General features: G+C 64.3%; 17 protein-coding genes. 8 read left to right on the top strand and 9 right to left on the bottom strand.

The annotated features are described in order from the left end of the window. Positions 1–11: 11 nt before the first annotated feature. Positions 12–1169: a PLP-dependent cysteine synthase family protein gene (locus D6B98_RS30290; protein WP_164718972.1), complete on the bottom strand. Its 1158-nt coding sequence runs from the start codon at positions 1167–1169 to the stop codon at positions 12–14. A gap of 168 nt (positions 1170–1337) precedes the next feature. Next, positions 1338–1802: an Lrp/AsnC family transcriptional regulator gene (locus D6B98_RS30285; protein ID WP_126260683.1), complete on the bottom strand. Its 465-nt coding sequence runs from the start codon at positions 1800–1802 to the stop codon at positions 1338–1340. A gap of 159 nt (positions 1803–1961) precedes the next feature. Between D6B98_RS30285 and D6B98_RS30280 the strand changes: the two genes are divergently transcribed. After that, positions 1962–2978 (top strand): 1-aminocyclopropane-1-carboxylate deaminase, encoded by a 1017-nt coding sequence (locus D6B98_RS30280; protein ID WP_126260682.1) that lies wholly within the window; start codon positions 1962–1964, stop codon positions 2976–2978. A 202-nt stretch (positions 2979–3180) separates the two neighbouring features. On the opposite strand, the gene recQ is transcribed toward D6B98_RS30280, so the two are convergent. From recQ to D6B98_RS30245, 7 genes are all read right to left on the bottom strand, one after another. Beyond that, positions 3181–5046: a DNA helicase RecQ gene (recQ, locus tag D6B98_RS30275; RefSeq protein WP_126260681.1), complete on the bottom strand. Its 1866-nt coding sequence runs from the start codon at positions 5044–5046 to the stop codon at positions 3181–3183. Between the two features lie 248 nt (positions 5047–5294). Continuing rightward, complete coding sequence (locus tag D6B98_RS30270) at positions 5295–6041, bottom strand: polysaccharide deacetylase family protein (RefSeq protein ID WP_126260680.1); 747 nt, start codon at positions 6039–6041, stop codon at positions 5295–5297. Positions 6042–6147: 106 nt separating this feature from the next. Then, positions 6148–7146: a homoserine O-succinyltransferase MetA gene (metA, locus tag D6B98_RS30265; protein WP_126260679.1), complete on the bottom strand. Its 999-nt coding sequence runs from the start codon at positions 7144–7146 to the stop codon at positions 6148–6150. 12 nt (positions 7147–7158) lie between these two features. After that, positions 7159–8460: an O-acetylhomoserine aminocarboxypropyltransferase/cysteine synthase family protein gene (locus D6B98_RS30260; protein WP_126260678.1), complete on the bottom strand. Its 1302-nt coding sequence runs from the start codon at positions 8458–8460 to the stop codon at positions 7159–7161. A gap of 376 nt (positions 8461–8836) precedes the next feature. Then, the gene (locus D6B98_RS30255) at positions 8837–10423 is read right to left on the bottom strand and encodes an amidase family protein (RefSeq protein WP_126260677.1); all 1587 of its coding nucleotides are present in this window, start codon (positions 10421–10423) and stop codon (positions 8837–8839) included. 121 nt (positions 10424–10544) lie between these two features. Further along, a complete protein-coding gene (locus D6B98_RS30250; protein ID WP_126260676.1) occupies positions 10545–11579 on the bottom strand; it encodes an aldo/keto reductase in 1035 nt (344 codons plus the stop codon). A 10-nt stretch (positions 11580–11589) separates the two neighbouring features. Continuing rightward, a complete protein-coding gene (locus tag D6B98_RS30245) occupies positions 11590–12771 on the bottom strand; it encodes an MFS transporter (protein ID WP_164718961.1) in 1182 nt (393 codons plus the stop codon). Between the two features lie 98 nt (positions 12772–12869). On the opposite strand from D6B98_RS30245, the gene D6B98_RS30240 reads away from it, so the two are divergent. The 7 genes from D6B98_RS30240 (at position 12870) to D6B98_RS30210 (ending at position 20544) form a co-directional block, all read left to right on the top strand. Continuing rightward, positions 12870–13823, top strand: a complete 954-nt coding sequence (locus D6B98_RS30240) for a LysR family transcriptional regulator (RefSeq protein ID WP_126260674.1) — start codon at positions 12870–12872, stop codon at positions 13821–13823. Between the two features lie 103 nt (positions 13824–13926). Beyond that, positions 13927–14604 carry a nitroreductase gene (locus D6B98_RS30235; RefSeq protein ID WP_126260673.1) on the top strand — a complete coding sequence of 226 codons (678 nt, stop codon included), beginning with the start codon at positions 13927–13929 and terminating at the stop codon, positions 14602–14604. 33 nt (positions 14605–14637) lie between these two features. Next, positions 14638–15756, top strand: coding sequence for a L,D-transpeptidase family protein (locus tag D6B98_RS30230; protein WP_245481492.1), 1119 nt, complete (start codon positions 14638–14640; stop codon positions 15754–15756). A 953-nt stretch (positions 15757–16709) separates the two neighbouring features. Beyond that, on the top strand, positions 16710–17669 hold the full coding sequence (locus D6B98_RS30225; protein WP_126260672.1) for a fatty acid desaturase: 960 nt from the start codon (positions 16710–16712) through the stop codon (positions 17667–17669). Between the two features lie 78 nt (positions 17670–17747). Next, positions 17748–18905 (top strand): ABC transporter substrate-binding protein, encoded by a 1158-nt coding sequence (locus D6B98_RS30220; RefSeq protein ID WP_245481494.1) that lies wholly within the window; start codon positions 17748–17750, stop codon positions 18903–18905. Further along, complete coding sequence (locus D6B98_RS30215; RefSeq protein ID WP_245481491.1) at positions 18902–19681, top strand: ABC transporter permease; 780 nt, start codon at positions 18902–18904, stop codon at positions 19679–19681. The genes D6B98_RS30220 and D6B98_RS30215 overlap by 4 nt, the downstream gene beginning before the upstream one ends. Further along, a complete protein-coding gene (locus D6B98_RS30210) occupies positions 19669–20544 on the top strand; it encodes an ABC transporter ATP-binding protein (protein ID WP_430644606.1) in 876 nt (291 codons plus the stop codon). The genes D6B98_RS30215 and D6B98_RS30210 overlap by 13 nt, the downstream gene beginning before the upstream one ends. Positions 20545–20600: the final 56 nt, after the last annotated feature.

Raw genomic sequence — 20600 nt, 5'->3', positions numbered from 1 at the left:
GGAAGACGCTGCTATGACGCGGCGGGACTTCGTACGCTCTGCGGATTGAAGACGTCGTCGACGGCAAGCGTCAACGGCTCGCCCGTCGTGAGAAACGACGACAGCGCCGCCTCGAACGGCGCCGGATCGAGCCCGCGCGCCTTCAGCCATTCGGGCTCGTAATAGGTCTGGCGGTAGCGCTCGCCGGAATCGCAGATCAGCGTCACCAGCGACCCCGCCACGTTCGCCTGGCGCATCTCCGAGGCCAGCCGGCACAGCGCCAGGAAATTGGTGCCGGTGGAGCCGCCCACCGGACGACGCAGCCGGCGCGACAACACGTTCATCGCCGCGATCGTGGCCACGTCCGGAATCTTCATCATGCGGTCGACCACTTCAGGCACGAAGGAGGGCTCGCAACGCGGCCGGCCGACGCCCTCGATCAGCGACGGGCGGTCGCAGACAGGCGAACGGTCCTGCGAGCGGAAACAATCGAAGAAGGCGGAATGCTCGACATCGGCAACGCATAGCCGTGTCGGATACTGCCGGTAGCGCAAATAGCGCCCGATGGTGGCCGACGTGCCGCCGGTGCCGGCGCCCATCACGATCCAATCCGGCAACGGTCGCGGCTCGCCCTGCAATTGCGTAAAGATCGATTCGGCGATGTTGTTATTGCCGCGCCAATCGGTGGCACGCTCGGCGAAGGTGAACTGGTCCATGTAGTGACCGTTCAGCCGCGAGGCGAGCGCGGCGGCTTCCGCATACAGCGCCCGGCCGTCGTCGATCAGATGGCAATGGCCGCCGTAATGCTCGATGGCGGCGATCTTCTCCGCCGAGGTCGTGCGCGGCATCACGGCGTAGAAGGGCACGCCGATCATCTCTGCGAAATAGGCCTCCGACACCGCAGTCGATCCCGACGAGGCCTCGACCACAGGTGTGCCTTCACGGATGTGACCGTTGCAGAGTGCGTAGAGAAACAGCGAGCGCGCCAGGCGATGCTTCAAGCTGCCGGTCGGATGGGTGGATTCGTCCTTCAGATAGATGTCGATGCCTGATAGCGCCGGCACGATCAGCCGGATCAGATGCGTATCGGCGGTGCGGCACTGGTCGGCCTCGATCGCGGCCACGGCCTCATCGACCCAGCCGCGCCGATAGGCAGGCCCGGCCGGGTGGCGGAAGGGAGGCGGCTCCATCGGCATGACCAGGCGATTCCTTGAAGACTGATGTCCATCTAAAGCGCGATGCGATTAGGATGAATCGTCATCGCGCTTTAGGTTGTTGTTTAAGCATGATCTTTTCGGAAAACCGCTGCGCACTTTTCCGGATCATGCTTTAGCACGCGGGCGCCTTGTGTGCCGCGCTCAAAATTCCAGCGGCGCGTTGTCGACGACCTCCTTCATCACGAAGAATGTGCGGGTCTGGCGCACGCCGGGCAGCGCGATCAGCTGCTCGCCGTGGATGCGGTTGAAATCCTCCATGTCGCCGACCCGGATCTTCAGGAAATAGTCGAAGTCGCCGGCGACGAGGTGGCAGTCGAGCACGAATTTCAGCCTGGCGATCGCCTGCTCGAAGGTGGCAAAGCTCTCCGGTGTGGAGCGGTCGAGCACGACGCCGACCATCACGAGCGTGCCCTTCGCCACCTTCTTGGGGGCGACCATGGCGCGGACGGCCGCGATGAACCCGTCCTCGAACAGGCGCTGGGTGCGGCGATGGCAGGTGGCGGGGCTGATCGCGACTGATACGGCCAGCTCGGCATTGCTGAGCCGGCCGTTATTCTGCAGCAATCTCAGGATCTTAAGGTCAATACGGTCGAGCCGGGCGGGCATGAAAGAAACTTCCATTGCTGGGCGATTTTCTGGAATAATTGTTAGCTCAAGGCGCAAATGCTGCAAGAGAGAGTGCAATATGGGTGCAACATTTGAGAGCACATTTCCTTTGCGCGATGCTAGGCAGCTGCCGCCATCAACGCCAATCGGGATGACCCCATGAAGCTCGACAAATTTCCGCGCTACAAGCTGACCTTCGGCCCGACGCCCATCGAGAAGCTGGAGCGGCTGTCCAAGCATCTCGGCGGCAATGTCGAGATCTATGCCAAGCGCGAGGACTGCAATTCCGGCCTCGCCTATGGCGGCAACAAGCTGCGCAAGCTCGAATACATCATCCCTGATGCGATCGCCTCCAACGCCGACACCCTGGTCTCGATCGGCGGCGTGCAGTCGAACCACACCCGTATGATCGCCGCGGTCGCGGCCAAGATCGGCATGAAGTGCCGCCTGGTGCAGGAAGCCTGGGTGCCGCACGAGGACGCCGTCTATGACCGCGTCGGCAACATCATGCTGTCGCGCATCATGGGCGCCGACGTGCGCCTGGTCGACGACGGCTTCGACATCGGCATCCGCAAGAGCTGGGAGCAGGCGATCGAGGAGGTGAAGGCCGCGGGCGGCAAGCCTTACGCGATTCCCGCCGGCGCCTCCGTGCACAAGTTTGGCGGGCTCGGCTATGTCGGCTTCGCCGAGGAAGTGCGCAAGCAGGAAGCCGAGCTCGGCTTCAAGTTCGACTACATCATCGTGTGCACGGTGACCGGCTCCACCCATGCCGGCATGCTGGTCGGCTTCGCCGCCGACGGCCGCGCCCGCAAGGTGATCGGTATCGACGCCTCGTTCACGCCGGCGCAGACCAAGGCGCAGGTGCTCGAGATCGCGCAGAACACCGCTGAGCTCGTCGAGCTCGGCACGCAGCTCGTCGCCGACGACGTGGTGCTGATCGAGGACTACGCTTATCCCGCCTATGGCGTGCCCTCGGAAGAGACCAAGGAGGCAATCCGCCTCAGCGCGCGTCTCGAAGGCATGATCACCGATCCCGTCTACGAGGGCAAGTCGATGCAGGGTCTGATCGATCTGGCGAAGAAGGGCTATTTCGAGAAGGGCGCGAAGATCCTCTACGCCCATCTCGGCGGCGCCCCCGCGCTGAACGGTTACGCGTATGCGTTCAGGAATGGGTGAGGTAACCCACCTCTCGCCTCGCCTCCGCTGTCGTCCCGGGCAAGCGTCAGCGCCGACCCGGGACCCATACGCCGCAGCAATCGTTTTTGCGACGGCTCGTGGTGGCCTGCCTGCCGTGACCACATCGGCCTGTGGTTATGGATCGCGGATCTGCGCGCGCCTTGGGCGCGCTTGTCCGGGATGACGGCGGAGTATTTGTCGCCTACCGCGTCTTGACGATCTGCAGCAGCTCGTCGCCGTAATGCTCGAGCTTCTTGTCGCCGATGCCGGGCACGTTGCGGAGCTCGTCGAGTGTCGTCGGCCAGGCCCGGACGATGCCGTCGATGGTGGCATCGTGCAGCACCACATAGGCCGGCACGCCGCGCTCGCGCGCGACCTCCGAACGCCACGAGCGCAGCCGCGCGCGCAGTTCGGGATCGACATCGCCTGGCGCGGCGTTGGCGGCGGGCGCAAGGTCGCCGCGGCGGGATTTGCCGCGGTTCGCGCGAATGCGCGTGCCGGGCGCCTCCTCGCGCAGCCAGACTTCGGTTTCGCCGCGCAGCACGCCGCGCGCGGTCTCGGTCAGCTTCAGCGCACCGAACGCTTCGCTGTCGCTCTGCAAATGGCCCATCGCCACCAACTGCCGCAGAACGGTGCGCCACTGCTTTTCGTTGAGCTCGCGCCCGATGCCGAACACGGACAATTTGTCGTGGCCGAACTGCGTCACCTTCTCGGTCAGGCGCCCGACCAGCACGTCGATCAGGTGCATCGCGCCAAAACGCTGCCCGGTGCGATAGACGCAGGACAACAGCTTCTGCGCCAGCACCTTGCCGTCGCGCATCTTCGGCGGCGTCAGGCAATTGTCGCAATTGCCGCAGCTCTCGCCCATCACGATCTCGCCGAAATAGGCGAGCAGCCGCCGACGCCGGCAGTGCGGCGTCTCGGCAAGGCCGACCAGCGCATCGAGCTTGCCGATCGAGACCCGCTTGAATTCGTCGGAGGCGCTGGACTCGTCGATCATGCGACGCTGCTGCACGATGTCCGAGAGCCCATAGGCCATCCAGGCCGCCGACGGCTTGCCGTCGCGGCCGGCGCGGCCCGTCTCCTGGTAATAGGCCTCGATGCTCTTGGGCAGGTCGAGATGGGCGACGAAGCGCACGTCGGGCTTGTCGATGCCCATGCCGAAGGCGATGGTCGCAACGATGACGATGCCGTCCTCGTTGAGAAAGCGGTCCTGGTTGCGCGAGCGCACGCTGCCGTCGAGCCCGGCATGGTAGGGCAGCGCCGCGATGCCGGCGTCCTGAAGCGCGACGGCGACCTCCTCGACGCGGTTGCGCGACAGGCAATAGACCACGCCGGCATCGCCCGCATGCCGCTCCCGGATGAACTCCTTGAGCTGCGACACCGCGTTGCGCTTGTCGACGATCTCGTAGCGGATGTTGGGCCGGTCGAAACTCGAGACGAATTGCGGCGCATCCGCGAGCTGAAGCCGAGCGACGATCTCCTTGCGCGTCAGCTCGTCGGCGGTCGCGGTCAGCGCGATGCGCGGCACGCCGGGAAAGCGCTCGGCGATGATGGAGAGGCCGACATATTCGGGGCGGAAGTCATGGCCCCATTGCGAGACGCAATGCGCCTCGTCGATCGCGAACAGCGCCACCTTGGCTTGCGCCAGCAGCGACAGGCAGCCCGCCGTGACCAGGCGTTCCGGCGCGACATAGAGCAGATCGAGATCGCCCGCGAGCAGGCGGCGCTCGATATCGGAGGCTTCCTGCGGCGTCAGCGACGAGTTCAGCGCAGCGGCGTTGACGCCGGCCTCGATCAGCCCGGCGACCTGGTCGCGCATCAGCGCGATCAACGGCGAGACCACGATGCCGCAGCCTTCGCGCAGCAATGCGGGAAGTTGATAGCACAGTGACTTGCCGCCGCCGGTCGGCATCAGCACCAGGCAATTGCCGCCGTCCGTGACATGCCGGATGATCTCGCCTTGGGCGCCGCGAAAACCCGGCAGGCCGAACACCGAATGCAGCACCGACAACGCGTCGCGGCCGTTGGCCGGCGCAGAGAGCGGAGCGGTGGAGGGAACGGACATGAGGGAGCTGGAACCTGGGCCGTGAGATTGTCACAAGGCCAGTCGCATGGCGGCGGGGGGCGTGGCAAGTCCATCTTCTCCCTCTCCCCGCTTGCGGGGAGAGGGTCGGGGTGAGGGGGAGTTTCTGCAAGGGAGGCGGCAGATGGACGCGCGGGTGGTCCCCCTCACTCGGATCGCATCTGACGATGCGATCCGACCTCTCCCCGCAAGCGGGGAGAGGTGAAAAGAGATGCTGAGCGAAGGCGAAGCTACGCCCCGATTCGCCGCAAGGCCTCTGCGACCGTCACGATCGGCATGTGGCGCTTTCCGGCGGCCTCCAGCGCGTGACGCATCAGGTCCGGAGTGCAGCCAAAGGGGCTCGGCGCACTCGCGACGTCGTGACCATAGAAGATGAGCCATCCGCCTCTCGCGACCGCCTCGTCGAAATAGCGATCGACGCCCGCTTTATCGATCTCGCGATCCACCAAAGGCGAGGCGCGCAGGAACTGGAGGTCGATGACGCCGCTGTTGACGCCTGGAAGGATGCCGCGCGCCGAACGAAATGCCTTGGCGAGTTGCGGCTTGCGCCAGACCGAGGCAAGCCCATAGGGATAGGCGAAGTTCTCCAGCCTGATCGAGGAATCGATCGCGCGAAAATACGAGCGGTTCCGCTCGATCTCGCGCGCCATGGCGGCCTCGTCGAGATCAGCCGAGCTCTTGTGCGAAAAGGTATGGCAGGCAATCTCATGACCGGCGCGATGCAGCCGGACGATCGCGTCGTCCGACAACCCATGCCAGTGGTCCGACGGTTGACCGATCAGGCTACCGGCGAGATAGAACGTGCCCCGCCCGCCATGCCTCTCAAGAAGCTCGGCGCCCTCGCCTGCAGCGCTGTCGGGAGCATCGTCGAAGGTGAAGCTCACGATCGGCATATGCGACGCAGGCAGCCGGTGCGGCGCGGCGCGGAAATGCCGGGCCAGCCGATTGCTCACACGTCCCTGAAGTGCCGACCACACGACTGCGTTTCCCGTGATTGACGTATGTCCGCACTGAAACATTCGCCTGGCGGCTGAGGCAAGCCTAACGCTCGGGTAATCCTAACGCGGAATCAATATGCATTGGCTAGCCCGCGGGGATCGACCCACCGGCTTCCACGCTGAGATAACGCAACCAATTGCGAAAAAGCACTGCCGCCACGCTGCCTGCACCGATATCAGCGCGCAAATTCAGTCCAGGCAGCTCGTTGGTGAGCGCCGGATGGCGCTGGTGCTCCGCCTTCTTCTGGAAGCGAGCCAGTTTCTCTTCCGTCGCTGCGTCAAAGTAGCTCACGGGCAGGCGCGGATAGGTCTCGCGCTCCCGCGCAAGATAGCGGCCGACGTCGCGCAGATATTCGCGCTGGAGCGACAGCGCGTCGTATTCCGGATGGCCCTGGAAGAACACGAAGCGGCTGGCATATTGGCGCATGAAGATGTCGACACCCGCCTGCGCCGAGCGCGTCAGCACCTGATAACCGGCCTGGACCAGGTCGCTCTCCACGATCTCGTTCAGGCGCGAATGCGAGACCTTCAGCGGCGCCGGCGCGGTGCGCGTCAGCGGATCGCGCGTCACCACGTCGCAATCGAAGATGCCGTGGCATTTGGCCGGCAGCCGTCGCCGCGCGATGCCGTCCAGATGCAGCACCGCCGCGTGCGCGGCAAGGCATGACCAGATCGTCGAGCGCGTGTTGGCCTTGGCCCAGTCGATCAGCTCGGTGAGGTCGCGCCAGTACGGCTCCTGGTCGAGCTCGGCTGTGACCGGCTCCGCGCCTGTTACGATCAAGCCGTCGAATTTCCGGCGCTTGAGGTCAGACAGGTCGGAATACTCGCTCTCGACATGCCACTTCGCTTCCGGCGAACGCTTCACGCTGGGAAGCGAGAAGCAGTGGAAGCGGATGCGGCACGGGCCGGCTGCGGCCTGGAGCAGCTTCATGAACTGCCGCTCGGTCGCCTTCAGCGCCGGATCCGGCATGTTGTTGACGAGCCCGATCGTGAGCTCGGCGCCGTGATCGCGCGCAAGATCGCGCTCGGTCGGCACCAATGCCGGGCCCGAGATGACTTGATCCCTGTCGACCAAGATCGTCATTGGCGAGGCGGCCTACTCCGCGGCCTCGAGGCGCGCCGACCGGCAGGCCTTGTCCAGCGCCTGGTCAATGTCCTCGATGATATCGGAGACGTGCTCGATGCCGATCGAGAGCCGGATGGTCTCCGGCAACACGCCGGCAAGGCGCTGCTGCTCCGCCGACATCTGGCGGTGGGTGGTCGAGGCCGGATGGCAGGCCAGCGACTTGGCATCGCCGATATTGACGAGGCGGGTGATCAGCTTCAGCGCATCGTAGAAGGTCTTGCCGGCCTCCATGCCGCCCTTGATGCCGAAGGTGAACAGCGAGGAGGCGTTGCCGTCGAGATATTTCTGCACCAGCGGATAATAGGGACTGTCGGGAAAGCCGGTGTAATTGACCCAGGCGACGCGCGCATCCTTGCGGAGGAATTCGGCGACCTTGCGGGCGTTCTCGACATGACGCTCCATGCGCAACGCCACGGTCTCGATGCCCTGGAGCAGCAGGAAGGCGTTGAACGGCGACAGCACCGAGCCCATGGTGCGCTGATAGACGCTGCGCGCCCGCTCGATGTAGGCGGTGCGGCCAAATCGCTCGGCATAGACGAGGCCGTGATAGGAGGCGTCGGGCTTGTTGTAGGCCGGGAAACGTTCGGCATATTTGGCCCAGGGGAAGTTGCCGGAATCGACGATGGCGCCGCCGAGTGTGGTGCCGTGACCGCCCAGAAACTTGGTCAGCGAGTGCACGGCGATGTCGGCGCCGTAGTCGAACGGCTTGAGCAGGATCGGGGTTGCGACCGTGTTGTCGACGATCAGCGGCACGCCATGCGCATGCGCGACCTTGGCCAGCGCCTCGATATCGCAGACATTGCCGGCGGGATTGCCGATGGTCTCGGCGAACACCGCACGGGTGTTCTCGTCGATCAGCTTCTCGATCGCCTCGGGCTTGTCGCTTTCGGCGAAGCGGCCGGTGATGCCCTGCCTCGGCAGAATGTGCGAGAGCAGCGTATGGGTGGTGCCGTAAAGCTGCGGCACGGAAACGATGTTGCCGCCGTGATCGGCAACGTTGACGAAGGCGAAATGCAGGGCCGCCTGGCCGGTCGCGACCGCGAGCGCGCCGACGCCGCCTTCGAGCTGGGCGATGCGCTTCTCCAGCACCGCGCTGGTCGGATTGGCGATGCGGCTGTAGCGGAAGCCCTCGGCCTCGAGATTGAAGAGCGCCGCGCCGTGGTCGGCGCTGTCGAAGGCGTAGGCCGCGGTCTGGTAGATCGGCACGGCAACCGCGTGCGTGGTCGCTTCGGGCTCGTAGCCGGCGTGAATAGCGATCGTCTCATTGCGCATCGTGCCACCTCCGCGTGGAGCGGTCCGCACTTATTGGCCTAGAATGAGGCATGTGCGTTGTCCGCCGTCCCTCTGTTAGAGGCGGGTGGTAAAGCGGACAATAATTCGCTTAGAGATCGAGGAAGTAACCCTAATGCTTGTTGGCGAATTGGCTGGAATTCGGGTTAAGGCGGATTAACGAAATGGCGAGCTTGCTTGGTGCGATCCTTCTCCCCTTGTGGGAGAAGGTAGCGCGAAGCGCCGGATGAGGGGTATGTCTCCGCTCGCAAAACCGTTCGTGAGGATGGAGACCCCTCACCCGGCTTCGCTTAGCGAAGCCACCCTCTCCCACAAAGGGAGAGGGTGCACCTTCATTGCGTGAACAGCTTGCTTGGTCTCAGCCCATCCGCTCCCACAGCCGATGCGTCAGCACACCGGCGCGCTTCTCGATCGCGGCCGCGGCATCGAGCGCAAGATCCTCGCGATAGCGACCGGCAATGAGCTGCACGCCGATCGGCTTGCCGTCGTGGAGGGCCACCGGCACCACGGCGCCGGGAAGGCCGAGCACGTTGATCGCCGAGATGAAGCGGATCTCGCCCCAGAAGATCTCGCGCACGCGCTCGGCGCTGACGGTGTCCTCGCGCGGGCCCGGCGTCGGTTTCACCGTGGTCGGCGCCAGCACGACCGGATAGTCCTCGAAGAACAATTGCCAGGCGCGGATGTGGCCGTTGCGCGCGGCGGTCGCCTGCATCCAGGCCTTGAGATCGAGCACATTGGCCTTGGCCTTCATGCCGCCCCAGGCCTTGTGAAAGTCCTCCGAGGTCACCTTCAGCATGGCGGCTTCCTGCATCATCACCGTCTCGTTGGTGATGATGTCGCACCAGGTCTGCCAGACGCCGTCGATGTCGGGCACCTCGACCTCGCTGACGCGGTAGCCGGAACGTTCGAGATGGTCCGCGGCCTGGCGCAGCGCCGCCGCGACGGACGGATCGACGTCCATGTCCGCCGGTATCTTGGCCAGCGCGACCTTGATCGGCCGCTTCAGCGTCTCGCCGATCAGCGGCGCCGGCACCCACCAGGGATCGCGCGGATCGCGCTGGCTCATCGCCTCCAGCGCGAGACGGACGTCGGCGACGTGGCGGGCGAGCGGCCCCTGCGCCGACATCAGATGCGCCAGCATCGGCCGCTCGGCCGTTGCGCTCGCGTTGAACGCGGGGATACGTCCTTGCGTCGGCTTGATGGTGGCAACACCGTTGCAATGCGCGGGCCAGCGCAGCGAGCCGCCGATATCATTGCCGTGGGCGATGGTGCCGATGCCGGCGGCGACCGCCGAACCCGCACCGCCCGAGGAGCCGCCACAGGTGATGTCGGGATCCCAGGGATTCAGCGTGAGCCCGTGCAGGGGATTGTCGGTGAAGCCGCGGAAGGAGAATTCCGGGGTGTTGGTGAGGCCGATGACGATTGCGCCGGCCTTTTTCAGATTGCGCACCACCGGGGAATCCGAGGGCGCGACCAGGTCCTTGTTGGCAGGTACGCCGTTGAAGTTCGGCCGACCCTGGTAATCGACGTTTTCCTTGATCGTGATGGGCACGCCGTGCAGGAGGCCGAGCGCACCGCCTTTGGCGCGCTGCTTGTCCGCGGCATGCGCAGCCTTCAACGCCTCCTCCGAGAGATCGACGACGACGGCATTCAGCTTCGGATTGACCGCGCGCATCCGTTCGAGATGCGCCTCGACGGTCTCGACCGCGGAGATCGCGCCGGAGCGGATCGCGGCCGCGGTATCGACCGCGGACCATTGCCAGGCCGGTCCCCTGGGCCGGCGCGCGGTGGCTGATTTGCGCGCGGCGGCCTTCTTGGCTGGCTTGATCGTTTTCGCAGCGACGCCCTTTCGGGTTGAAGTCTTCGTGCTCGATGCCTTCTTGCTCGTCTTCGTTGCCGCCTTCCTGGAAGCACTTTTCTTCTTGGTTGCCGTTTTCTTCGCCACGTCGCATCTCCTGAAATTGTGCGGCGGAGGTTACGGACGACGATGAGGCGTGTACAGCCGCGTTTCTGCATGACGCATTGCAACGGTACACCGATGCGACGAATTGCCTGCGTCCCTTGGACTACACCGGCGGCGGATTCAGCCGGGCAAAGCCCTGCTGGATGCGATAGGGATAGTAGGGATAGGGTGGCATCACCGCGCTGGCGTCGTCGAGACGCTTGATCTGATCCGCGCTCAGCGCCCAGCCTGCTGCGCCGAGATTGTCGCGCAACTGCGCCTCGTCGCGGGCGCCGATGATCACGGAGGAGACGGTGGGGCGGCTCAGCAACCAGGCGATCGCGACCTGTGGCACGGTGCGGCCGGTCTCGGCAGCAATCGCGTCAAGCACGTCGACGACGGAGTAGAGCATCTCCTCGCGCACCGGCGGACCGAACTGTGCGGTCGCGTGCAGGCGGCTGTTCGGCGGCAGCGGCTGGCCGCGCCGGATCTTTCCAGTAAGGCGGCCCCAGCCGAGCGGACTCCACACCAGCGCACCCACCCCCTGGTCGCGCGCGAGCGGCATCAGCTCCCACTCGTAGTCGCGGCCGAGCAGCGAATAGTAGACCTGATGCGCGACATAGCGCGGCCAGCCATGCCGGTCCGCAATGGCTAGCGACTTCATCAGCTGCCAGCCGGCGAAATTGGAGACGCCGACATAGCGCAGCTTGCCGGCCCGCACGAGCGTATCGAGCGTCGACAGCACCTCCGTGATCGGCGTGAATGCGTCGAAGGCGTGGAGCTGAAGCAGATCGATGTGGTCAGTGCCAAGCCGGCGCAGCGCCGCGTCGACCGAGGCCAGCAGTCGCTGCCGCGACGAGCCGGCATCGAGCGGACCGTCGCCCATGGGAAGGCTCATCTTGGTCGAGATCAGCACCTTGTCGCGGCGGCCCTTGATCGCAGCACCGAGGATCTCCTCGGAGGCGCCGTTCGAATAGACGTCCGCGCTGTCGAACAGATTGACGCCGGCATCGAGGCAGATGTCGATCAGCCTGCGCGCTTCGTCCGCATCGCTGCGGCCCCAGGCCGAGAACAGCGGGCCTTGGCCGCCGAACGTGCCGGTGCCGAAGCTGAGGACGGGCACCTTGAGCCCGGAAGCGCCGAGATTACGGTATTCCATGATCGCTCTCCTATTCCGCCGGGCACGCCGCAACGACGGCCTGCCTGCGGTCGAGCTGAAGGCTCCACAGCGCCAGCACGAGGCCGATCGCGGTGATGCCGGACGCGACCAGCGGCAGCGCGGAAAGGCCGAACCCGCGATCGATGGTGACGCCGCCGGCCCAGGCGCCCAGCGCATTGCCGAGGTTGAAGGCGGCAATGTTGAGGCTGGAGGCGAGCGTGCGGCCACTGGGACCGGCAGCTTCCAGCACGCGAAGCTGAAGGGGCGCGACGGTTGCGAAAGCGGCGACGCCGAGCAGCAGGATCAGCACGATCGCGGGGATCTTGGCCGACAGCACCGCGGCAAGGCCGAGCAGAACGATGGCGAGCGCGGCGAGCGTGCCGATCAGGGCGCGCGCAAGACCGCGGTCGGCGAGCTTGCCGCCGGCGACATTGCCAATCGCGAGCCCAACGCCGAACACCAGCAGGATCGGCGACACCGCGGCCTCCGAAAAGCCGGTGAAGCGCGTCAGGATTGGCTGGATGTAGGTGAACACGACAAACAGGCCGGCGAAGCCGAACACGGTCATGGCAAGGCCGAGCAGGACCTGCGGACGGCCGAGCACTGCGGCCTCGTCGGCGAGCGAGACCGGCTTGTCGCCACGGCCGACGTGACCGGGGACGAGCACGGCGACCACCGCGAACGCAATCACGCCGATGGCCGTCACCGCCCAGAATGCCGCGCGCCAGCCGAGCATCAGACCGAACCAGGCGCCGAAGGGCACGCCCAGAAGGGTCGCCACCGTCAGGCCGATGAACATGGTGGCGATCGCGGAGGCGCGCTTGTCCTCGGCGACGAGGCTGGTGGCGACGACCGAGCCGACGCCGAAGAACGTGCCGTGGGCGAGCGAGGTCAGCACCCGCGCCGCCATCAGCAATTCGTAAGTGGGCGCCAGCGCACAGGCCGCATTGCCGAGCGTGAAGACCGCCATCAACGCCAGCAGCACGGCTTTCCGCGGCATTCGCCGCATCGCCAGCGTCAGCACCGGCGCACCGACGAACACGCCGAGGGCATAGCCGGAGATGAGCAGGCCTGCGACAGGCACCGAGACATGCATGTCGGCCGCGACCTGGAGCAACAGGCCCATGATGATGAATTCAGTGGTGCCGATGCCGAAGGCACCGGCGGTAAGAGCTAGAACGGCGGGAGGCATGCGTGGCTCCAAGGGATGAGACGAGCCATGCAGATAGCGGCACTGCGGCAGAACCATTAGAATGTCCGCAATCCAATCATTTGTGACGTGAATTCAACATGGCCCGTTTCGACACCAACCGCGCCGCCGAGATGGAGGTTTTCGTCCGCGTCGTCGATCTCGGCGGCTTCACCCAGGCCGCGAGAAGGCTGCGGCTGACGCCGTCGGGCGTCAGCAAGCTGATCTCGCGGCTGGAGGGGCGCCTCGGCGCGCGGCTCGTCAACCGCACCACGCGCAAGCTGACGCTGACGGAGGAAGGACGGGCCTTCTACGAGCGCGCGGTGCGCATTCTCGCCGAGATGGAGGAGGCCGAGCGCGAGGCGGCCTCGGGGGCGGCGCCGCGCGGCCGCCTCACTGTCAACTGCAACATTCCCTTCGGCATGCTGCATGTGATGCCGCTGATCCCGCGCTTTCTGAAGCAGCATCCCGACGTCACGCTCGATCTCGTGCTGACCGATACCGTGATCGACCTGATGCAGGAGCGCGCCGACGTCGCCATCCGCGTCGGTCCGCTGCGCGCCTCGCGTCTGGTCGCGCGAAAGCTCGGCACCAGCCGCATGGTCGTGGTCGGCGCGCCGGACTATCTCGCCCGTTGCGGCACGCCGAAGATACCGGCCGATCTCGCCGAGCACCGCGGCATCGGCTGGACCTTTCCGCGCAGCATCCGCGGCTGGCCGTTCAAGCGCGGCGACCACACCGAGGAGGCCCTGCCCCCGCCCGTCGCGCGGGTCAGCGACGGCGAAGCCGCCCGCCGCCTCTGCCTCGGCGGCGTCGGTCTCGCCCGCCTCGCGCTCTTCCACATCGGTCCCGACATTGAATCCGGCCGCCTCGTCCCGGTGCTGCAGAACTACAATCCCGGCGACCGCGAAGACATCCACGCCGTCTATGTCGGCCATACCGCGCCGCTGCCCGCACGCGTGCGCGCGTTCATCGATTTTCTCGCCGAGCACGTGCGGGTGAGCGATCCGATGCTGAAGCGTGCGGTTGATGGGAAGTGGAGGGTCGTGGGGTGAGGCGCGATGGCGGAGAGAGTGTCGGTCATTCCAGATTGAAAGATCAGGAATTTTCCGCGAAAATCCCGGCTGTTTCAGAACCTGCCAGGGGAATTCCACACAGATGCAGTTCGATGACGTCATCCTCGGTCGCCGGAGCATTCGCGGCTACAAGCCCGATCCGGTCCCCAAGGAGCTGATTGCGGAAATCATTGGTTTGGCGATGCGTGCGCCGTCGTCGATGAACACCCAGCCCTGGAATTTCTATGTCATCACCGGCGAACCGCTGGATCGGATCCGCGCCGGCAACACCGAACGGATGCTGGCGGGCATCCCGCAGTCGCGCGAGTTCCGCACGGGCCAGGCCTTTGCAGGCAAGCACCGCGACAGGCAGGTCGGCGTCGCCAAGCAATTATTCTCCGCAATGGGAATCGAGCGCGACAACATGGAGCAGCGTCAGGACTGGGTGCTCCGCGGCTTCCGCCAGTTCGACGCGCCCGTCTGCGTGATCATCACCTATGACCGCGTGCTTGACGGTAGCGACGATACACCCTTTGACTGCGGCGCCGTGGCGACCGCCCTGGTCAATGCCGCCTGGTCCCGCGGGCTTGGCGCCGTCATCAACAGCCAGGGCATCATGCAATCCCCCGTGGTGCGCGAGCACGCAGGGATCGCCGACGATCAGGTCATCATGAAAAGCATCGCGCTGGGCTGGCCGGATGAAACTTTTCCGGCGAATGCGGTGGTGTCGGAGCGGAAGTCAGTCGAGGAAGCGACGGTGTTCGTCGGGTTCGAGACGTAGCGGCGCGCAGTCGGAAGGACTGGAGGCACAGCAGTGATCATCCGCGCCCTGGTCCGACGTATCCTTGTGCTGGCGGCGGTTTTTGCCGCTGCCTTGACGCCAGTCATGTGTCTTGGCGAAAGCAGCAAGCCGTTGCCGGCCAAGGCGACGAGGGAACTACCTGATGAGCTGCTCTCGCTGCTCGAGCAGAAGAAGATGCCGAAATATTCACCTATCCTCGTGCGTCTTTTCAAGGAGGAGGCCGAGCTCGAGGTCTGGAAACAGGACGCGACCGGCCGTTTCCAGATCCTCAAGACCTATCCGATCTGTCGGTGGTCGGGCGATCTCGGGCCGAAATTGTACGAGGGCGACCGACAGGCTCCGGAGGGGTTCTATACGATTACACCTGAGATGATGAACCCCAATTCCAACTTCTATCTTTCGATCAACCTCGGCTTCCCCAACACGTTCGACAAGGCGCACAAGCGCAACGGCAGCTTCCTCATGATCCACGGCGACTGCTGGTCGAGCGGTTGCTATGCCATGACCGACGAGCAGATCAGCGAAATCTATTCGCTGGCGCGCGACTCGTTCCTCGGCGGCCGGCCGTCGTTCCAGGTCCAGGCCTATCCGTTCCGCCTGACGCCGGCAAATCTGGCGCGGCATCGAAACAGTCCCAACCTCGCTTTCTGGAACATGCTCAAGATCGGCAACGATCATTTCGAGACGACGCGACTCGAACCGAAGGTGGATGTGTGCGACCGCCGCTATGCCTTCGACGCGCAAGCTCCGCCGCATTCGCCGTCGCCTCCAGTGTTCAACCCCACCGAAAAATGTCCCCCCTTCGTCGTCAATCCGGATACCGCACGGCGGGCGCTTGAGAAGAGGCGCGCCGACGAATTCGAATACGCGCGATTGCTTGAAGACAATTTGCCGGCTGCCCCGATATACAGCGGACTGGACGGCGGAATGAACAAGGCATTCCTCACACGTTTTCCGGGCAGAGTGACGCTTGCGAAAGTCATGCCGTATGCATCCTACCTGCCGCAATTGCCACCGATCCCCTGGATCGATAGGGATGGCTCGTTGACGAGCAGATGGTTTGGCAGCTTGTTGGACAAGCCGCTGGAGTGTAATCCGGCGCGTATCGGCGTCCCGTCAGGTCGGTGCTGAACGCTCGTGAGGCGTCCGATGGATCATCAGCAGACGAAGGCTGGCATCGACATTCCGTCCCAGCGAATGCGCTAGTGCATGCGGTGGCGTCGGAGCCGAGGTCTATCGGACCTGCGGAAAGCGGGGCGAGCCGCAGGTCGTGTACGTCGACCAGGAGGATGACTAGAGCATCGTCGTCATTGCGCCCGACTTCGAGACCTTCATTCGAGGCTCGGTCGAGGAATCCGAGTACGACACTGCTGAGGAGGATCGGGCATCGTCGAGATGGCGGAAGGCTACCGTCTGACTTCCAAGGCCGAGGCGGCCCTAATCGGGCGCTTGGCGACGATTGCTGGCCCCGAAGGCAAATAAGCCGGGCGCGATTGATTTGGGCCAATGGCGGAGAGAGTGTCAGTCAATCCCAATTGAGAGATCAAGCATTATTGTTCTTTCCAGGCCAAAACCCACCATTCGAGCTACTGCCGTAAACAGGCGCTTCACGTCCGATATCTTCATTGAAACTCTCGGGGCACATCGAAGCGAGTGGTCCGATCCCTCAATTTTTCACCGGCGGCATGAGCGCCGCGACGAACTCTCACTTCGGCGCCACCTGGCCTCGATGGAATCTTCGCAACGCCGCACGACTCGAATTCACGCACCGCGCGCTGGAGAAAACCGGCGTCAGCGTATCCTTTTCCGCGCACGTCGCGCATGCCGCACGCAGCGCCCGCGGAATAGGATTTAGACCTGACCGCCCCTAGCGACACTTGCGACCGGCCCGGCGATGATTCGTCTCCGGGCCGGTGCGGTGGAGCGAGGACCGAGAATCTCGGGATGCCCGGCGGCCAACGCCCGTGAAATTAATTGCTTCTGCATTTGCGGCGTCGCTCCCTAAGATCTGTCCACGCTGACGAGTTCCAGCGTCCGAACGAGCACGATCAAGTGCGTGATCCCGGAAAGAGGCGACGACGATCATGAGCAATGCCATCACTGCCACCGGAGAGAAGCCGCTGACTCCAGCCATGCTACGCGAGTTGTCGGTGCGGTCCGATTGGCAGGGTCTGGTCCGTGCGGCCAGCCACTACGGCGTCATCGTCGGTGTCGGCGCGCTGATCTGGCTGGTCTCGTCGCGATACGGTCTAGTCTGGGCGTTGCCGCTGGTCGTCGTCCAGGGCTACTTTGTCGCATTCCTGTTCATGGTGGTCCACGAGACCGCCCACAAGACGGCGTTCCGCAGCCGCGCGCTCAATCTCGCCTTCGGTCATCTCTCCTCGTTCGCGGTCGGCTTGCCTTACGAATATTACTGCCTGTTCCACTGGGACCATCATCGCTATACGCAGGACCCAGCGAGGGATCCGGAACTGCTGTCGGTCCCGATCCCGACCTCGGACGCGCAACTGGTGATCGTCTACAGCGGCCTGCGGCAGGTTGCCTTTCGGGTGCGGCTGATGCTTCGCCATGCGTTGACCGGAAACGCCACGTCGCCTTGGATTCCGGAAAGTAAACGCCACATTGTCGTGACGGAGGCGCGCCTTCATTTGGCAGGCTACATCGCGCTGCTGCTGGCATCCGTCGCGCTGCACAGCTTGATCCTGTTGTGGGTCTGGATCGTTCCCGTAATCATCGGTCAATTGTTTCTGCGTCCGTATCTCCTTGCCGAACACACCGGTTGCGATCGCACACGCAGCGCCTTCCAGAATACCCGCACCACCTATACCGCCAGGTTCGTGCGCTGGTTTGCATGGAACATGCCCTATCATGTCGAACACCATGCCTATCCTTCGATTCCATTTCATGCGCTGCCGAAACTGAACCGGATCGTCGCCGATCAGATCGTCTACCGGGGCCCGGGCTACATCGCAGTCACGCGACAGACGTGGGCTTGGTTTCGCCGCGCACGCAACGGCATCGAAAGCCCGATCGATTCTGATTGAATCGGGATGAGGGCTTGACGAAAGCCGGCAGGGTGCCGTTGCCGCAGGCTATGATGCGCCCAAGGTGCGAGCAGCTTGATGAATTTATTGCCCCAGTCACAGTCGGAAGCTGACCTGCTTGCGCAAAAAATGGACAGCCTCCAGCGTTGTCGATTAATTGCTTCACGGTCTTCCGTCTTGAGACGACGCTCTCGTTACGGTCGATCACTCCGGTCGCCGGCATCACAGGGGTTTGGCATGCGATCAACAACCGCTCTTCGCTCTGCCGTGTTCGTGCTTACTGCGTCGATCCTGTTTGCGGCACCTCAGCGCGCGACTGCCGAAGAATTGCTGAAGGCGCGGCTCGCCCAGAATCTTGGGCCGATCTCGGGACTGGCGATTGTCGCCAATGCGAAGGGTATTTTCGCCAGGCAGGGGCTCGACATCTCGGTCTCCAATTTCACCAGCGGGAAGCAGTGCCTCGATACGGTGCTTGGCGGAGGGGCGGATATCGCGACAACCGCCGAGGCGCCGGTCACGGCGGCCGCGATGGCGCAACAGCCGATCGCCTTCGTGGCGGGGATGGAATATTCGGATCTCAAGACCATGACCGCGGCTTCTGCCGGGATCAAGACGAAGGCCGATCTGCGTGGAAAGCGAGTAGCCTTTACGGCCGGAACCGGCAGCGAAGTTTACACCTCGGTTCTGTTGAAGGCGGCGGGCCTGACCTCGAAGGACGTGACGCTCGTCAACCTGCGACCTCAGGAGATGCTCCCCGCCATGGCGGCCGGCAGTATCGATGCGTTCGATACCTGGGAGCCGCATGTCGCCAATGCGAAGAAGGCTCTCGGCGAAGGCGCGATCGCGCTTGAGACCAAAGGTCTCTATTCGGAGACCTTCAACATTGTCGTGACGCAATCCTACCTCGCGGCCAACCCGGCGATCGTCAGCAAGTTCCTGGCGTCCCTCATCGAAGCCGAGGGCTGGCTCAAGGCGCATCCGGATGAAGCGATCGACGTCATCGCCACAGCGACGGGGATGAAGCGCGAAGAACTGGCGTCAATCTGGCCGGACTATGTCTACCATGTGCGCCTCGACGACCGGATTCTCACGACCCTGAAAACTCACGCCGCCTGGCGGCTCGAGACCGGCAATCATCCTCCCGGAGCGAGCATGCCCGATTTCTCGAAAGTCCTGGTGACGGCGCCGCTTAAGGCGCTCGATCCGGCTCGCGTCACGCTGGAGGCGCGCCCGTGAACATCGGGAGACGCGGCAGCGCGAGCGCGACCGCACGACTGAGCGTACTGGTCGCCGTCCTCTCCGTGCCCGCCTTCACAGGCGCGTGGGAGCTGGTTGCGCGCTCCGGTATCGTGAACGCCGTGCTGTTTCCGCCGCCATCGACCGTTGCTGTCGCCATTCTCGAATGGATTCGCAGCGGACAATTCTTCGCCGACCTGATGGCGAGCCTCTCGCGCGTGGCCGCGGGATTTGCGATCGGGGCCGCGGGCGGCATCGTGCTCGGCGTCCTGACTGGCCGGTTCCGGCTGGTGTCCAGCCTGCTGTCACCCTTGTTTCACATCCTTCGTCCAATTCCTCCCGTCGCCTTCGTGCCGATCGTCATCCTTTGGTTTGGCCTCTCGGAGACAGGCAAGCTTTTCCTGGTCGTTTGGGGCGTGTTCTTTACGGTATGGCTTGCGACCCACATCGGGGTGCAGAAAGTCGACCGCGGACTTATCCGTGCAGCACAGATGCTCGGCACGCCGCAGCCGCAGATGCTGTGGGAGATCGTCCTTCTCGGTGCACTGCCCTATATCACGGTCGGTCTTCGGACCGCGGTGAGCATCTCCTTCTACACGCTGGTCGCCGCCGAGTTGGCGGGAGCGTTCGCCGGCATCGTCTACCGTATCGAGATTGCGCAACAGAACATGCAAACGGGTCAGGTCATGGGCGGGTTGGCGGCTCTCGGCTTGCTGTCCTTCGTCGCCGACCGTGCCTTCGCGACTCTTGCCGAACGTGCCGTGTGGTGGCGATGACCAAAAGCCTGCTTCGTCCAGACCAGCCGCTCAGGCTCGTGGATACGAACTCGCCTTCCGCCCCGGCGCGTCAGGCGATCATCCGGGTCGAGGATTTGAGCATCGTCTTCGATGCGCCGGGCGGACAGGTCATCGCGGTCGATCGCGTATCCTTGGCGGTCGCCCAGGGAGAATTCGTCTCGATCGTCGGTCCATCCGGCTGCGGCAAGTCCACGCTCCTGAATGCGATGGCCGGCCTCGAGCGGCCATTCGAAGGCCAGGTGCTGATTGCCGGCGAAGCAATGCGCGCGCCACGGCCCGAGATCGGGATGGTCTTCCAGCAGCCACATCTGTTTCCGTGGAAATCGGTGCGCCGGAACATCGCGCACGGACCGCGCGCCCTCGGCAAGCCGAAAGCGGAGGCGCTACGGATTGCCGACGACCTCATCGAGATGATCGGGCTGACCAGATTTGCGTCGGCATATCCGCACACGCTATCGGGAGGCATGCAGCAGCGGGTTGCGATTGCTCGCGCCCTCGCCAATCAGCCGCGCGTGCTGTTGATGGACGAGCCGTTCGGAGCGCTGGATGCGCAGACCCGGGCGGTCATGCAGGACAATCTGCTCGAACTCCGCGAGCGGATCAACGCAACGATCATCTTCGTCACACACGACATCGATGAAGCGATCCTGCTCTCTGACCGTGTGCTGATCATGAGCGCGGGACCTGGCCGCATCCTGCGGGATCTTCAGGTGAGCCTGCCGCGACCGCGCTCCAGCGCCATCGTTGCGGAGGCTGCCTATCTTGCCCTCAAGCGGGATTGCCTTGACCTGATCCGCTCGGAGGGCCGCCGGGCCTTCGAGCAAATGGAAGTCAAGGCGTAGGCGCCCGGCGACAGCTCTGGCATGGCTCTTGAATGGCATTCCTTGCGGCGGCAAGG

The sequence above is a fragment of the Bradyrhizobium sp. LVM 105 genome (assembly GCF_003957705.1).
Classification (GTDB): domain Bacteria; phylum Pseudomonadota; class Alphaproteobacteria; order Rhizobiales; family Xanthobacteraceae; genus Bradyrhizobium; species Bradyrhizobium frederickii.
The sequence above is the reverse complement of the archived record's forward strand: the minus strand, read 5'-3'. Positions and strand labels throughout refer to the sequence as shown.

Excerpts from the sequence above, each read along its gene's own strand:
- D6B98_RS30280 (WP_126260682.1), top strand. The coding sequence starts at position 1,962 with ATGAAGCTCGACAAATTTCCGCGCTACAAGCTGACCTTCGGCCCGACG.
- D6B98_RS30250 (WP_126260676.1), bottom strand. The coding sequence starts at position 11,579 with ATGGAATACCGTAATCTCGGCGCTTCCGGGCTCAAGGTGCCCGTCCTC.
- recQ (WP_126260681.1), bottom strand. The coding sequence starts at position 5,046 with ATGTCCGTTCCCTCCACCGCTCCGCTCTCTGCGCCGGCCAACGGCCGC.
- D6B98_RS30220 (WP_245481494.1), top strand. The coding sequence starts at position 17,748 with ATGAATTTATTGCCCCAGTCACAGTCGGAAGCTGACCTGCTTGCGCAA.
- D6B98_RS30225 (WP_126260672.1), top strand. The coding sequence starts at position 16,710 with ATGAGCAATGCCATCACTGCCACCGGAGAGAAGCCGCTGACTCCAGCC.
- D6B98_RS30245 (WP_164718961.1), bottom strand. The coding sequence starts at position 12,771 with ATGCCTCCCGCCGTTCTAGCTCTTACCGCCGGTGCCTTCGGCATCGGC.
- D6B98_RS30290 (WP_164718972.1), bottom strand. The coding sequence starts at position 1,169 with ATGGAGCCGCCTCCCTTCCGCCACCCGGCCGGGCCTGCCTATCGGCGC.
- D6B98_RS30285 (WP_126260683.1), bottom strand. The coding sequence starts at position 1,802 with ATGCCCGCCCGGCTCGACCGTATTGACCTTAAGATCCTGAGATTGCTG.
- D6B98_RS30235 (WP_126260673.1), top strand. The coding sequence starts at position 13,927 with ATGCAGTTCGATGACGTCATCCTCGGTCGCCGGAGCATTCGCGGCTAC.
- D6B98_RS30260 (WP_126260678.1), bottom strand. The coding sequence starts at position 8,460 with ATGCGCAATGAGACGATCGCTATTCACGCCGGCTACGAGCCCGAAGCG.
- metA (WP_126260679.1), bottom strand. The coding sequence starts at position 7,146 with ATGACGATCTTGGTCGACAGGGATCAAGTCATCTCGGGCCCGGCATTG.
- D6B98_RS30240 (WP_126260674.1), top strand. The coding sequence starts at position 12,870 with ATGGCCCGTTTCGACACCAACCGCGCCGCCGAGATGGAGGTTTTCGTC.